Consider the following 14370-nt stretch of genomic DNA (forward strand, 5'->3'; position numbering starts at 1 on the left):
GCAAAGTTTTTTGTTTTTTAAAATCCTTGTGCTTGAATGGCTGTTATCACTACCGTGTTGATGATATCGTCCACTGTACAACCCCTGCTCAAATCATTCACCGGTTTGTTCAGTCCTTGCAACATTGGACCAATTGCCAAAGCGCCTGTTTCTCTTTGAACCGCTTTGTAAGTGTTGTTTCCAGTATTCAAATCAGGAAAAACCAATACGCTGGCGTGACCTGCCACTTCTGAATTCGGCATTTTGCTTTGTCCCACTGAAGGATCTACGGCGGCATCGTATTGAATTGGTCCTTCGATTTTCAAATCGGGACGTTTTTGACGAACAATTTCGGTTGCTGCCCTTACTTTGTCCACCTCATCACCTTTTCCAGACGAACCGGATGAATAAGAAAGCATTGCAATTTTTGGCTCAATTCCGAAAGCCAAACTGGATTCAGCCGATGAAATGGCTATTTCTGCCAATTGTTCTGCCGTAGGATTTGGATTGATGGCGCAATCTCCAAAAATAGAAACGCGGTCTTCCAAACACATAAAAAACACGGAAGAAACAATGGAACAATTTGGTTTGGTTTTAATGAATTGCAAAGCCGGTAAAATGGTGTGCTGTGTGGTGTGGGCTGCTCCGGAAACCATTCCGTCCGCATGCCCTTTGTACACCATCATGGTGCCAAAATAAGAACCGTCTTCCATTAAATCCCTGGCCACTTCCACTGTCATTTTTTTGGCTTTTCGCAACTCATAATAGGTATTCACATAATCATCATAATGCGAATCCTTTCTTGGACTAATGATGTTCACTTTGGAAAAATCGAAAGCCAAACCTAATTCTGCCACCTTGTTCTCGATTTGTTTTTTGTCGCCAATAATGGAAATATCAACCACGTCCATCGACAATAATCGAGAAGCGGCAATGATGATCCTGTCGTCGTTTCCTTCCGGCAAGACAATATGTTTTCTATGTTTTTTGGCTCTTTTCACCATATTGTACTGAAACATTTTTGGCGTCATCCCCTCGGCTTCAAACTTGATGAATTTTTCGATCAAATTATCCAAATCCACATAATTTTCGAAAGTGTTGATGGAGGTTAGAATTTTCTGTCTATTGTTGGCATAAATTTTAGGTTTTATGGAACCTATTTTATTGGTAATATTATAAGTTCCTCCTTCTACCGCAATGATGGGCACAATGGTGGAAAGTCCTTCAATTAATTTCAAAATACTGTCTTCCGGCAAGATATTACCTGTCAAAACAATACCGGAAATGGCTGGATAATTCACTGATTCGTTGGCTTGCAATGCACCCAGGATGATGTCGGCCCTGTCGCCAGGAGTGATTACCAATCCATTTTCTTTCAGGTTCAACAAATAATTTCGAAGTTGCATTGCGCCTACGCTAAAACTTCCGATTTGGTTGTTCAAAAAAGCGGCTCCAAATAAAACTTTGGCATCCAATTCTTTTACAATTTCTTGAATGGTTGGATTGTTCAAACTTGAAATAATGGGAATCGTATTGATCATTACTTCTTCCGGCAAGCTAGTTTTTAAACGTTCGGTTACCAATTCCAAATTCTCGGGTTGCACTTTATTGGCAATCACAGCCAAAACTTCCACGTCTTTTACCTTGAAGGAATCGTAAGCCAAATAAAGGCTGTCCACAAATTCGTCCAAAGTTTTTCCTTCTCCCGTTCCCACAATAATGGTTGGAATCCCCAAATTTTTGGCAATAAGAACGTTCATGTCCATTTCGATAACGGTTCCTTCTCCCATAAAACTGGTTCCTTCGACCAAGACAAAATCAAATTGTTCTTCCAGACGTTTGTATTTTTCGATAATCAAGTCGATGACCTCTCCTATTTTTCCTTTATTTTTCTTTTTGATCAACTTGCTTTTGGTAATGGCATAAGCATCATGATAATCAATATCCAGACCGAAATGACTTATAACGGTTTCAATGTGATTGTCCATTTTTCCTTCTTCAAAATCTTCCACTATAGGTCTAAAATAACCAACTTTGGCTGTTTTACCGATAAGCATGCTCATCAATCCCAAGGTAATAATCGATTTACCACTACTCTCTTCGCTAGTAGCTATGTAGATAGCTTTGTTCATTTTTTCTAATTTTTAAATTTATTTCTTTTTGTCAGTTGCTATTCTTTTTTGCGTTTTCAATCAAAACCAACGTCTTCTTTTAAAATAAAAAATCATCCCCAATACGACCAAAAACATAAAGCCCAAAACGGAGAAATAACCATATTCATATCTCAATTCCGGCATACGGTCGAAATTCATTCCATAAACTCCCACAATAAAAGTAAGTGGAATAAATATCACCGAAATAACGGTCAGCGTTTTCATGATTTCATTCATCTTGTGCGTTTGTGCCGAAAAAAAGAAATTGGAAGCACTTTCCAATGACCCCATATCGGATTCAATTTGTTCCAAAAGCTCCAGGCTTTTTTGATGCAGTCTGGAAAAAAAAGTAAAGTTTTCCGGTTCTATCTCATTAAACACATTGTCATCTTTAATGTTTTTTATTTCATACAAAGAATCCCGAAGCGGAATAATGGAACGTTTCAGAAAATTAAAATTGTCCCGGTGTTGCTCTATTCGTTCCAGAATTATCGGGTCGGCACTGCTTTTGGTCGAATCGATTAATTCCTCAATTTTATCCTCTTCATTTTCAATGGTGATATAAAAATTTTCCATGATGGCATCCAGAAGGATATACAACAAGTAATCGGCCTTTTTTGTTCTCACTATTCCGGAATGGGTCCTTATTCGCTCCCTGATATGGGTAAAAAAGTCAGAACGCTTTTCCTGGAAAGAAATCAGGATTCCGTTTTTTATCAAAAAACTGATTTGCTCCGCTTTAATGCTATCTGAATCTTCTATTGGCAACAATGATTTGATGTTGAAAAACAAAATATCGTGCTGTTCTTCAATTTTCGTTCTTTTGCTCGTGTTCAAAATATCCGCAAGCATAAAATTGTCTATCTTGAAATGATTGCCGACAGTTTTCAACAAATCGAGGTCATTAAGACCGTGTATGTTGAGCCAATTTGTTTTTTGTACATCAATACATTTTTCCAAGTCAGAAGTTTCAAATTCAGGATACTCAAACATATTATTGTCATCATAAACAAACAGCTGCATTTCCGAATCTGTTCTTTTATGAATTCCGGTATATTCCAGATTATAAGGTTGGATTTTTCTGCCTTTCTTGTACTTAATCTTTCTCATCAAATCGTTTTATATAGTAATATTACGAAAATCTTTTAAAAAGTTTGCCTCTATTTATAAATTTTGATTTCCTGAAACAAAAAAATTTTTCCGCATATTTCTTATACGTTGCAAATGTATTTACAAATAATAAGGACTTTTATGAGATAAATCATTTGATTTTTATAAATAAAATTACTATAAAAACAAACTAGACTTCCGACAAACATTAATGTTTTCAAAAAATAATGAAATACATAGCGTTAGATTAATTTATCACAATAAATTTAAAACCTATATGGCAAGTTTTAATCAAATAAGAAACCCGACAGCTTTCAAAAAAATGTCGGGTTTCTTATCAAAACAAAAAAACCGAGCCATTTCTGGCTCGGTTTTTCTTATTTAATATCCCGATAAAAATCGGGATAAGCGATTCACGCAATTTTGTTGTTCAAAATTGGTTCTCTGCTTACTTTACTTCTTCGAATTCAACGTCTTCAACATTGTCTCCTTGTTGAGCATCACCTTGTGGTTGTGCTTCTTGTTGACCTTGTTCTCCTTGAGCGTACATTGCTTCAGTAGCTTTTTTCCAAGCTGCGTTGATGTTGTCAAGAGCAGTTTGAATTGCAGGAATGTCTTGAGATTGGTGAGCCATTCTCAATTCAGTCAATGCATACTCGATAGCCACTTTGTTATCATCAGTCAATTTAGCTCCAAGTTCTTTCAATTGAGACTCAGTTTGGAAGATCATTCCGTCAGCTTCGTTCAATTTTTCAGCTCTTTCTCTTGCAATTTTGTCAGATTCAGCATTAGCTTCAGCATCTTGTTTCATTCTTTCGATTTCTTCAGAAGTCAATCCAGAAGAAGCTTCGATACGAATGTCGTGAGATTTACCTGTTCCTTTGTCAGTAGCAGTTACTTTGATGATACCATTAGCATCAATATCAAAAGTTACTTCAATTTGAGGAACTCCTCTTGGTGCTGGTGGAATACCATCTAAGTGGAAACGACCGATAGTTTTGTTATCAGCAGCCATTGCTCTAGCTCCTTGCAATACGTGAAGCTCAACAGATGGTTGAGAATCAGAAGCAGTAGAGAATACCTGAGATTTTTTAGTTGGGATAGTTGTATTAGACTCAATTAATGTAGTCATAACTCCACCCATAGTTTCGATACCTAAAGACAAAGGTGTAACGTCCAATAACAATACATCTTTCACATCTCCAGAAAGAACTCCACCTTGAATAGCTGCTCCAATTGCAACAACCTCATCAGGGTTAACTCCTTTAGACGCTTTTTTACCGAAGAATTTCTCTACTTCTTCAACGATTCTTGGGATACGAGTAGAACCTCCTACCAAGATAACTTCGTCAATATCAGAAACGCTCAAGTTAGCATTTTTCAACGCTTTAGCCACTGGAGCCATAGAACGTTTTACTAATGCATCTGTCAATTGTTCGAATTTAGCTCTAGTTAATTTTTTAACCAAGTGTTTTGGTCCTGAAGCTGTAGCAGTTACGTAAGGCAAGTTGATTTCAGTTTCAGCAGAAGATGACAATTCAATTTTAGCTTTCTCGGCAGCTTCTTTGATACGTTGCAATGACATTGGATCCAAACGCAAATCGATACCTTCTTCAGCTTTGAATTCGTCAGCCAACCAGTCAATAATTTCGTGGTCAAAATCGTCTCCTCCTAAGTGAGTGTCTCCGTCTGTAGACAATACTTCGAAAACTCCGTCTCCTAATTCAAGAACAGAAATATCAAAAGTACCACCACCTAAATCGTAAACGGCAATTTTTTGATCTTTACCTTTTTTGTCCAAACCATAAGCCAAAGCAGCAGCAGTAGGTTCGTTGATAATACGCATTACTTTAAGACCTGCAATTTCACCAGCTTCTTTTGTAGCTTGACGTTGTGCATCGTTAAAGTAAGCAGGAACGGTGATAACCGCTTCAGTAACTGTTTGACCTAAATAGTCTTCAGCAGTTTTTTTCATTTTTTGAAGTGTCATGGCCGACAATTCTTGTGCAGTATACAAACGACCGTCAATATCCACACGTGGCGTATTGTTGTCTCCTTTTACTACTGAATAAGGAACTCTTTTTGCTTCTTCAGTGATTTCAGCAAAAGAATGTCCCATAAAACGTTTGATAGAAGCAATAGTCTTAGTTGGATTAGTTACTGCTTGTCTTTTCGCAGGATCACCCACTTTAATTTCTCCACCTTCAACAAAAGCGATGATAGATGGTGTTGTTCTTTTTCCTTCTGCATTAGGAATAACAACTGCTTCATTACCTTCCATTACAGAAACACAAGAGTTTGTAGTACCTAAATCAATTCCGATTATTTTACCCATTTTTATTTATATTTAATTTTATTGAATACTTATTTTACAGTTCGAGTTGCAATAGTCAATCTTTGTGCCAATTAGAAAAAATAGAAATAAATTGTCAGGTTGTGTTAAAATTGGCGGAAAAAGATATGACAAGATGGCATTTTAATTCCCCTTTTGAGGGGGTGGCCGAAGGTCGGGGTGATGTCATTGCGAGGAGCCAATCCAGCTGTTCACTGTATCTCTTGTGGCGAACACCGCCACAAGAGGTAATTGCGAGAGCAATTTAACCATCTGGGCTAGAGAATTTCGAGTAAATTAAAGGATTAGTTTTATTTAGAAAGCATCTGTACGCAAACAATATAATTTGTAAGAAAAAATAAATATATTTGATGAAATATAAAACGAAACAAAACTCCCCCAATCTAACCTTTTTTGGGTGTATATACTAAGGTTTGTTTCACCTAATAAACGAGTTAGCGGTAATTTGCACGACATCCCCATGAAAAAAGACGAGATTATCATAAAGTTAATAAAGGTTCACATTGATATTAAAAAGAGTTTTGACTCATTGCTTACTATCTGTCAAGATGTTGTTTCATTTCGAGAGCAAAAACTTGAATATTTAAACGAGAAACTAGATATTTCACCAGAAGATTTATTAGATGATGATAAATTCACTGAATTTTTTAAAGTAAATAGTGATGATCTAAAAAGTCAAGGAGTGTATTTATTCGAATTCGACTATCTTTTTTACAATTCAATTTTTATAAATCTGTTTTCATTGTTTGAAATACAATTTGCTAAACTTGGGAAAATATGTGAAGAATTGTCTGAAAGCGACCTTAAAATCAAAGATTTGAAAGGAACAAGCGACATTGATACAATAAGAAAATATATGAATTTAGTTTGTGAACTTGATTCAGCAAAGTCAAGTGAAAAACTTTGGGCTGATATTGAAGAATTTAGAAATATCCGTAACGCAATTGTTCACAATGAAAACCAATTAAATAAAACAAAGACAAAAAACTTAAATTCAATACGTGGAATGCGTAAACTTAAACAGCATAAAATTGAATATTTTCAGGAAGAAGTTAGTTTTAAAATAAACACTGTTGAATTTTTAAAGGACTTTACAACTACATGTGAAGAATATCTTGGCGTTTTGATTAAAGAAATTTTTAAATAATAAGCAAACTCTCCGCTACCCGAAGTGTTTCTTGAAAGTGGGATTGCTGTGCGAAGTCTCCCAACTTCGTACCCATTACCATATTTGATTAACACTATCGATACCAACGAATTAATTATAAAAGCATATTGGATTAGGTACGAAGTCGGGAGACTTCGTACAGCATTAAATCGCACAGCATTAAACCCAAAATAAAGTCGGTTTAAAACCGAAAATCACTACCTCAAAGTCGCAGACTTTGCGGAGCCTAATACTGAATTAACTACCCCAACCAACCATCACGATTCAAACTTCTACCACAATTAAGCTAATGCGCCAAGCCGCGGAACGTTAGTACTAAGCTCTTATCTTATTTACCAAAAAACAATCAACAGAAAAGAAGCCGAAAAATATTTTAGTAAAAAAAAAAATTATTTAATATCGACCTCTTGTTAAATCACAACCCGAACCTTTTTTTCGTGGTTTTGGTTTTTTCTTTTTGAAAGTCATAATTAATTGAATGATTGTTGCTATTGAGCCAATTGTTCCAAAAATTCCAATAAAATCTAATTTTTCCATTTTAAAAAATTTTATAGTTATATATATAATTAGAAAAGTTCGTTTTTGTTACAAAAGCGTCGTTAAGTTGCTTTCAATTTTGGAAAAAAAAATGGAAAATGGAAAAGTTTGCGTGCCAATTTAACCCCGCTCCGCAAAGTCTCCGACTTTGAGGATGCGTTTGTCAGTCTGTGACTGACTTAAAATTAAACACAAAATAAAGTCGGTTGAAAACCGAAAATCACTACCTCAAAGTCGGAGACTTTGCGGAGCCAGACGTCCTATGATATACACTAAATTTTCTCTCAACATACGTTAGCGTAGTTTTGTAGGCCGACTTATAAACAGTATTTTTGCAGGAATAAAAATGGAAATATGTTGTTTCTTATTCTGAGCGTGATTTGCAGTGTGACAGTGGGCGTGATTTTCAAAATTGCCCGCAAGTACAATGCTTCTGCCACGCAAATTGTAGCCTCTAATTATGTATTCGCCTTGGTGCTGTGTTATTTGTCTTTCTCCCCAGATTTAACGGTTTTGGACGCATCCTCGCCTTGGGAAATTCTTGTTCCATTAGGTATTTTGTTGCCTGTCGTGTTTCTTTTTCTGGCGACTTCCATAAAACATATGGGGATCGTAAAAACGGATGTAGCCCAACGATTGTCTCTGATTATCTCCATTTTAGGAGCTTGGTTGTTTTTTGGAGAGCAATTCAGTGGACTTAAGTTGACGGCACTTTTGTTCGGATTTCCGGCAATAGTCCTTATTTTGGACAAACCTACCGAAAACAAGGAAAACAAATGGATTTACCCCGCTCTTGTATTGCTTGGTTTTGGTGCGATAGACCTTCTTTTTAAGCAAATCGCCCTCACTTCCACTCTGCCATTTACGAGTTCGTTGTTTGTTATTTTTTCTATGGCACTTGTATTAATGATCTTTTTCAATGCGTATGAAATACTTTTCCAAAAAGCTAAAATGGATTTCAAAAGCATCATTTTCGGAGGTTTGGTCGGAGTTTTCAATTTTGGAAACATCCTGTTTTATCTCAAGGCACATCAGGCATTTACACAAAATCCCTCCACCGTTTTTGCCGGAATGAATATGGGCGTTATTGTCATTGGCAGTCTTGTCGGTATTTTTATTTTCAAGGAAAAAGTAACAAAACAAAACATTATAGGTCTATTTCTAGCCTTGCTTGCAGTGGTTTTCATTGTGGTTTCCCAATTGAATTAATAATTTGTATTTTAAAAGAAATGGCCAACTACCTAATAATCATTTTTTTTTTATGTAACTTTATTTCAACCAAAAAACATATAGAGGATGAAAACAGCAAGAATAGTGCTTGCCTTTTTAATTATTTCCTTTAGCGGTGTTTCCTGTAGGCAAGAAAAACAAACCACAATTCCAGATTCGACAAAAACAAATGGTGCCGCCAAAGATACTACATGGTACAATTTCAATTCCGAGAATGAATTTTTGGGACTGGGAAAAGCACAGTTTGGGGATCTCGACAGTATGGTCGTCCGCAGAAAGATAAGAGCATTGGTTCCCTATACCTATCTTTACTATACCATAAACATGAAACAACGAAGCGGTATTGCCTTTGAAGCACTTTCCCTTTTTGAAAAATCGCTCAACAAACAATTGCGTTTGAAACCTCAGCAAATACAGATAATATTCATACCCGTAAATCGCAGCCAGATAATACCTCTTTTACGTGAAGGCTATGGCGACCTAGCCTTTGCCGGCATGACAATTACCGATGAAAGGAAAAAATTGGTTGATTTCTCCATCCCCTCCATTACTGGACTTAAAGAAATTGTTGTGGGAGGTTCAAAATCACCAAAATTGAATACCCTGGCCGATCTTTCTGGACAGGAAATTTATCTTCGTGAAGGAAGCAGTTATGAATCCGCTGCCATAAAGCTAAATCATTCTCTGAAAAACAAAGGGCTAAAACCTGTCATTATTAAAACACTGGATCCTTATTTGGAAACAGAAGATGTACTCGAAATGGTCAACTCCGGTGTCATACCCTTTTCGGCAGTAGTCGAAGATTTGGCAGCGCTATGGTCCAAAGTAATGCCTAATTTGGTGTTGTATGATAAAATTCCACTGGCCCAGAATATTTCCTATGGTTGGGTTTTCAGGAAGGATTCCCCAAAATTAAGAAAAGCTGCGGACCAGTTCTTGGAAAAACACGCAAAAGGCACTTTGATAGGCAACTCTCTATACAATAAGTATGTCAAAAATGCGAACCTGCTACCCAAAATATACACCAACAAAACCTTTTCACAGGTTAATGTACTTAAAGCACCTTTTCTGAAATATGCCGATAGATACAACCTTGATTGGCTACTTTTGGTTGCACAGGGGTATCAGGAATCAGGATTAAATCAAAAGCTTGTGAGCAATAGAGGTGCCGTGGGCATTATGCAGGTTTTACCTTCCACCGCTGCCAGTAAACCTTTCTACATAAGGGATATTAGAAAAGTGGACAGTAATATTCACGCAGGCACAATGTACATGCGCTGGTTGATTGACCAGTATTTTACTGATCCCGAAATCGATGAACTGAATCGACACTTACTTGCACTGGCTGCTTATAACGCAGGTCCGGGACAGGTAAACGAATTGCGAAAAATCGCAAAAACAAAAGGCCTGAATCCAAATCTATGGTTTGACAATGTAGAAATAATTGCAGCCCGAGAAATTGGTAGCGAAACGACACAATATGTAAGTAATATATACAAGTTTTATGCGTCCTATAGAGCGTTGAGTTACTATGCCGAACAACGTGGCAAAAAACTAAGACCTTAAACCCAGTTAAATCACAAATAGAACCCACTGTCCCGATTTACTTAATTCGTTCGTTGCATTTCGGAACATTTAGTATCTATTCCAGATTATTAAAACCTGCATATTTGCCAATTAAACATATGGGTTTAATTTTTTTTTACCATAAAATGAATAGCTGTTTTTTATGACATCCCAACTTTTATTCATAATTTTAGCCAACAAAAAATTTAAACCTTAATGGCTACATTTAGCAAACAATTGTCTTTTCGCTGGTCGGATTTAGACCCCAATTTTCACTTGAGACACAGTGCATATTATGATTTTGGAGCACAACACCGTGTCGAAATTCTAACACAATTAGGGTTGACCCTAAGAGTAATGCAGGCACAGCATATTGGTCCCGTATTGTTTAGGGAAGAGTGTGTTTTCAAAAGAGAAATCAACCTCTCTGACATAATTATCATGGAAACCAAAATGGCAAAAATGAATGCCGATGCTTCCCGTTGGTCTATCGTTCACGAGTTTTACAGGGACGACGCGTTGTGCGCCGTCATTACCGTGGATGGAGCCTGGATGGATACCAAACTACGTAAACTGGCTACTCCCACTCCACAAATTGTTGTAAATGCGCTAAGTATTTTCCCAAAAACAACTGATTTCAAAGCTTTGTAATTTAAAAAACTATTCCATTATGTTCACGATTCCCCAAATAAAAGAAGCACATTCCAAGGTCAAATCCGGTGCTGATTTTCCTGCTTACATTCAAGACTTAATCGATTTAGGGGTTCAAGGTTACGACACTTTTGTCAACGACGGCCACGTGGAGTATTTTGGTGTCGATAATTATAGGGCAGCCGCGACTGATACTTACAACAACATTTCTGTTTTGCCATCGGCGAACAAAGAACGTTTCATCGAATTTCTGGTGATGCACCAAGACGGTCAAACCGATTATCTTACTTTTTGCAATCACGCGGCACAATGCGGCATTGCAAAATGGAGCGTGAACATCATCGAAATGACATGCACTTATTTTGACTTGTCTGATGCTCCCATTTTAATTGAAAAAATTCCAAGCTAGCTTTTATCTCGCAGATTCGATTTTTAATTTAACCAAAGAGGCTGTCTAAAATAGACAGCCTCTTTGGTTGATTCTATTTTTTAAATCTAGGTAATATACTTCAACCCCACAGTAAGCAACATCAGGGCCAAGGCGTTTCTAAGCACTAAATCGGGCACTTTTCCACTCAACATACTTCCAATATAAATACCGGGAAGCGATCCCAACAACAACTGTCCCAATAAAACTAAATCCAGATTCCCCATAGTGGCGTGTCCCAATCCTGCAACAAGCGTCAAAGGTACGGCGTGGGCAATTTCGGTTCCCACCAATCGTGGCGTTGGCAAAAGTGGGTACAGAAAAAAGAGCGTTACCGTTCCCAAAGCTCCCGCTCCAATGGAAGTAAGAGTTACGGTCACCCCCAACAAAACACCAATGCCAACTGTCAATACATTTTGTGTTTTACTTTCTTTATGAAATTTATCACCGGCATGTTTTTGTGAAAATACCATTATTTTATGTTTGAATATAATGGCAACGGAAGTTATAACCAGCGCCCAACCCAAACTGAACTTAATTACATTATTCAAGGCTGTAGTATCAGCATTTAGAACGTGAAGTATGTATAATGTCAACAAGGCCGCAGGAATACTACCCAATGAAAGCCAACCTGTAATAGTCCAGTTAATGTTTTTCTTTTTATTGTGAACATAGACACCACCGGATTTGGTTATGGCAGCATACAATAGATCGGTTCCAACGGCAGTAGTGGGACTAATCCCGAACCACAATAAAATAGGAGTCATGAGCGAACCTCCTCCAACACCAGTCAAACCAACAATAAAACCAACCACCAAACCTGCAATTACCAACCCTATTTCAAAATCCATAAAAACTTATTATTTTTTTAAACCAAAATCTATTTTTAAATTATAAAACCATTCATCAAATACTAAATTCAGTAACTAAATATCATTATTATGGACATGATTTAAAAAAAAACTCATCATAAATGAAAAAATACTAAATATTCACCACAAGTTCCATCAATCAAATAGACTTTATGGGACAAATGTAATTAAAATAATTAATGCTTTACAACTAAAAAACAGCAAAATTAATTTAGGCTCTTTTTGGTGTTTAAGGTAGTAATTTGTTGCACATTGTGGTTGTCGTTTTACCTTCCTCCTTTGGCACGGAGATCTGCAAGACATTGGGCATCCAACTGTGGTGCCGTGGATCCCATATTTGAAAAATTTTTACCTGATTCTGATTCCCAATACATCAAACAAGTCGATGCATTGCAATGTTTGGGATGGGATGTATCTTCGTGATTGGTTTGCATGGTAGCTCCCAAATTGACAAGACCCAGAATATGTCCAAACTCATGCGTAATTACAGTGGTTTCAATCAAAGTTCTATTGGGTTCCAATGGACTGTCGCTCAAACCTTGAACTGTTTTTTCGTAAATAACGAAAGAGGTATTCCAATAAGCCTGACCCAAAACAACAGACGTACTGGTGTCAACTGATGATTTTCCATCCACAAAAAGTACCCAAACCGCGATTTGGTCAGCGGTATTGTATTTGGTTCTGTTGGCTTTTTCTATTTCAGCAATTTCCGTAACCGTGAAAGTTGCTTTTCCAGGAGATGGAATCGCTCTTTTTTGAACGGTTATTCCATTCGGTTTATAAGTTCTTGCCGTAATAAAAGACACAAAATTATTAATGGCTGCCGTTGATGGTTCAAATCCCGTGACATAAACCACTTCTATCACCATACTCGTAAACTTTTTATCCGACAACAAATCGTTGGAAGAACTTCCTGTTGCTTGTTTATTGGTAATGGGATTAACGACATAACCTCTATCTATTGGATCATCTTCTCTCGAACAGGAAACAAACAGGACAAACCCTATAGTTAAAATTGCTAATATTTTTCTCAAGATTCTAGGTATATTAATTATGACTGATTTTCTATGATAAAATTAACTCAAAAAAATAGTACTTATTATAAATTTCATTATTTTAAGGTCAGACACTTATTCAAAAACTTTTGGCATAACTCAATAAAATAGTTTGCTTGTAATAAGGTTTCAAAGGGGTTTCCAACAAATCTCCTTTCAATATGGCATAATGCCTAAGGTAAATATTTTTTAAAAATCCTGACTTTCGTGATAAACATTCCGTCCATTAAAAAATTGATGTCTGTTTTAGAAAAATAATCCGATGAAAAACCTAAACGATACTGCATTTCAAACCATTTCTTGCATTTTCTGTCGTACCAAATATCAAGTTCAGCTTCCAATTTAATTAAAAAACAAAGAGATTATGGTCTCCATTAATGTCATAAGTCTGGGCATAAAATTCAGTATTTGCAATTTTGTTTTTTTTTCGTTTGAAAGTTTAGTGCATAGCGTTTAATTTTATAAATCAAAGCCTATAGAGAAATGCCAAACCCTGTTGTATGCTTTACTTTCATCATATAAATCTCCTAAACCTAGGTGATAACGAACGCCAAAGCTGATGCTAGAATCTGTTTTAAAACCACCACCAAAGTTAAATCCCCAATCAAAACTCTTGGGATCAAACTCTTGGGAACTGCTAAAAAGTCCTTCATATTCCTCTTTATGCGAAACAGCCAATCCAATTTGTGGTCCTGCTTCCAAAAAGAAGTTTTGCGAAGGATAGGCTTTAAGCATTAGCGGCAAATTGATGTAATTCAATTTTTGGGTAAATGTTCCGTTACTATCTGTAATCACATATCCTTGTTGAGAATACATTAATTCTGGTTGTATAGAAAAACTCTCGCTAATAAATGACTCACCATAAACCCCTACATGAAAGCTGTGTCGTTGTTCTGTTTCTCCATCTCCATCAAAACTTACGGCAGCCAGATTATAACCTCCTTTTATGCCTGCATTTGATTTATGGATTGTATTTTCTTGCGCTTTTATCGTTGCTATTATACCAAAAAATAAAGCTAGTGTTATATATTTTACTTTCATCTGTTTTCTATTTTTAAAGTTATTCAAATTATATTTTCTATTTTCCACCTTTACCATAGAGATCTGCTATACATTGCACATCCAATTGGGGTGCTGTTCTGCCTGAAACCATATTTGAAATATCATATCCTGTTTTTGATGACCAATACCTCAAGCCATTAGTACAGTAATTATTTCTTCATAGTTATTTATAAATTATGCGTTTATTTTAAAAAAACAGCTGCATCA

12 protein-coding genes are annotated in these 14370 nt (G+C 36.4%); 5 read left to right on the forward strand and 7 right to left on the reverse strand.

The genetic code is table 11. From position 1 onward, the window contains the following. Window positions 1–17: 17 nt before the first annotated feature. The 3 genes from pta to dnaK form a co-directional block, all read right to left on the reverse strand. Window positions 18–2111, reverse strand: coding sequence for a phosphate acetyltransferase (gene pta / locus BUC16_RS14600; protein WP_073371542.1), 2094 nt, complete (start codon window positions 2109–2111; stop codon window positions 18–20). 60 nt (window positions 2112–2171) lie between these two features. Beyond that, on the reverse strand, window positions 2172–3242 hold the full coding sequence (corA, locus tag BUC16_RS14605) for a magnesium/cobalt transporter CorA (RefSeq protein WP_073371543.1): 1071 nt from the start codon (window positions 3240–3242) through the stop codon (window positions 2172–2174). Window positions 3243–3690: 448 nt separating this feature from the next. Further along, window positions 3691–5577, reverse strand: coding sequence for a molecular chaperone DnaK (gene dnaK, locus BUC16_RS14610; protein WP_073371544.1), 1887 nt, complete (start codon window positions 5575–5577; stop codon window positions 3691–3693). Between the two features lie 478 nt (window positions 5578–6055). Here dnaK and BUC16_RS14615 point away from each other — a divergent pair, with 478 nt between their 5' ends. Beyond that, window positions 6056–6742, forward strand: a complete 687-nt coding sequence (locus tag BUC16_RS14615; protein WP_073371545.1) for a hypothetical protein — start codon at window positions 6056–6058, stop codon at window positions 6740–6742. A gap of 414 nt (window positions 6743–7156) precedes the next feature. Here BUC16_RS14615 and BUC16_RS17755 read toward each other — a convergent pair whose 3' ends face one another. Beyond that, entirely contained in the window at window positions 7157–7300 is a 144-nt protein-coding gene (locus BUC16_RS17755; RefSeq protein ID WP_170860882.1) for a hypothetical protein, read from the reverse strand. A gap of 354 nt (window positions 7301–7654) precedes the next feature. Here BUC16_RS17755 and BUC16_RS14625 point away from each other — a divergent pair, with 354 nt between their 5' ends. The 4 genes from BUC16_RS14625 to BUC16_RS14640 all read left to right on the forward strand — a co-directional run bounded on the left by BUC16_RS14625 (window position 7655) and on the right by BUC16_RS14640 (window position 11156). Then, window positions 7655–8509: an EamA family transporter gene (locus tag BUC16_RS14625; protein ID WP_073371547.1), complete on the forward strand. Its 855-nt coding sequence runs from the start codon at window positions 7655–7657 to the stop codon at window positions 8507–8509. An 87-nt stretch (window positions 8510–8596) separates the two neighbouring features. Then, window positions 8597–10096: an MltF family protein gene (locus BUC16_RS14630; RefSeq protein ID WP_073371548.1), complete on the forward strand. Its 1500-nt coding sequence runs from the start codon at window positions 8597–8599 to the stop codon at window positions 10094–10096. Between the two features lie 216 nt (window positions 10097–10312). Then, complete coding sequence (locus BUC16_RS14635; protein ID WP_073371549.1) at window positions 10313–10747, forward strand: acyl-CoA thioesterase; 435 nt, start codon at window positions 10313–10315, stop codon at window positions 10745–10747. A gap of 19 nt (window positions 10748–10766) precedes the next feature. Beyond that, the gene (locus tag BUC16_RS14640) at window positions 10767–11156 is read left to right on the forward strand and encodes a DUF1398 domain-containing protein (RefSeq protein WP_073371550.1); all 390 of its coding nucleotides are present in this window, start codon (window positions 10767–10769) and stop codon (window positions 11154–11156) included. 86 nt (window positions 11157–11242) lie between these two features. Here the strand turns inward: BUC16_RS14640 and BUC16_RS14645 are convergent, their stop codons facing one another. From BUC16_RS14645 to BUC16_RS14655, 3 genes are all read right to left on the reverse strand, one after another. Further along, window positions 11243–12025 carry a sulfite exporter TauE/SafE family protein gene (locus BUC16_RS14645; protein ID WP_073371551.1) on the reverse strand — a complete coding sequence of 261 codons (783 nt, stop codon included), beginning with the start codon at window positions 12023–12025 and terminating at the stop codon, window positions 11243–11245. Window positions 12026–12312: 287 nt separating this feature from the next. Then, window positions 12313–13080, reverse strand: coding sequence for a membrane metalloprotease (locus BUC16_RS14650; RefSeq protein WP_073371552.1), 768 nt, complete (start codon window positions 13078–13080; stop codon window positions 12313–12315). Window positions 13081–13560: 480 nt separating this feature from the next. Further along, complete coding sequence (locus tag BUC16_RS14655; protein ID WP_084546283.1) at window positions 13561–14142, reverse strand: porin family protein; 582 nt, start codon at window positions 14140–14142, stop codon at window positions 13561–13563. Between the last annotated feature and the right edge of the window lie 228 nt (window positions 14143–14370).

Source organism: Flavobacterium fluvii, assembly GCF_900129545.1.
In the GTDB taxonomy this organism is placed as follows: Bacteria; Bacteroidota; Bacteroidia; order Flavobacteriales; family Flavobacteriaceae; genus Flavobacterium; species Flavobacterium fluvii.

Coding starts and splice junctions, on each gene's coding strand:
- pta (WP_073371542.1), bottom strand. CDS start 2,111: ATGAACAAAGCTATCTACATAGCTACTAGCGAAGAGAGTAGTGGTAAA.
- corA (WP_073371543.1), bottom strand. CDS start 3,242: ATGAGAAAGATTAAGTACAAGAAAGGCAGAAAAATCCAACCTTATAAT.
- dnaK (WP_073371544.1), bottom strand. CDS start 5,577: ATGGGTAAAATAATCGGAATTGATTTAGGTACTACAAACTCTTGTGTT.
- BUC16_RS14615 (WP_073371545.1), top strand. CDS start 6,056: ATGAAAAAAGACGAGATTATCATAAAGTTAATAAAGGTTCACATTGAT.
- BUC16_RS17755 (WP_170860882.1), bottom strand. CDS start 7,300: ATGGAAAAATTAGATTTTATTGGAATTTTTGGAACAATTGGCTCAATA.
- BUC16_RS14625 (WP_073371547.1), top strand. CDS start 7,655: ATGTTGTTTCTTATTCTGAGCGTGATTTGCAGTGTGACAGTGGGCGTG.
- BUC16_RS14630 (WP_073371548.1), top strand. CDS start 8,597: ATGAAAACAGCAAGAATAGTGCTTGCCTTTTTAATTATTTCCTTTAGC.
- BUC16_RS14635 (WP_073371549.1), top strand. CDS start 10,313: ATGGCTACATTTAGCAAACAATTGTCTTTTCGCTGGTCGGATTTAGAC.
- BUC16_RS14640 (WP_073371550.1), top strand. CDS start 10,767: ATGTTCACGATTCCCCAAATAAAAGAAGCACATTCCAAGGTCAAATCC.
- BUC16_RS14645 (WP_073371551.1), bottom strand. CDS start 12,025: ATGGATTTTGAAATAGGGTTGGTAATTGCAGGTTTGGTGGTTGGTTTT.
- BUC16_RS14655 (WP_084546283.1), bottom strand. CDS start 14,142: ATGAAAGTAAAATATATAACACTAGCTTTATTTTTTGGTATAATAGCA.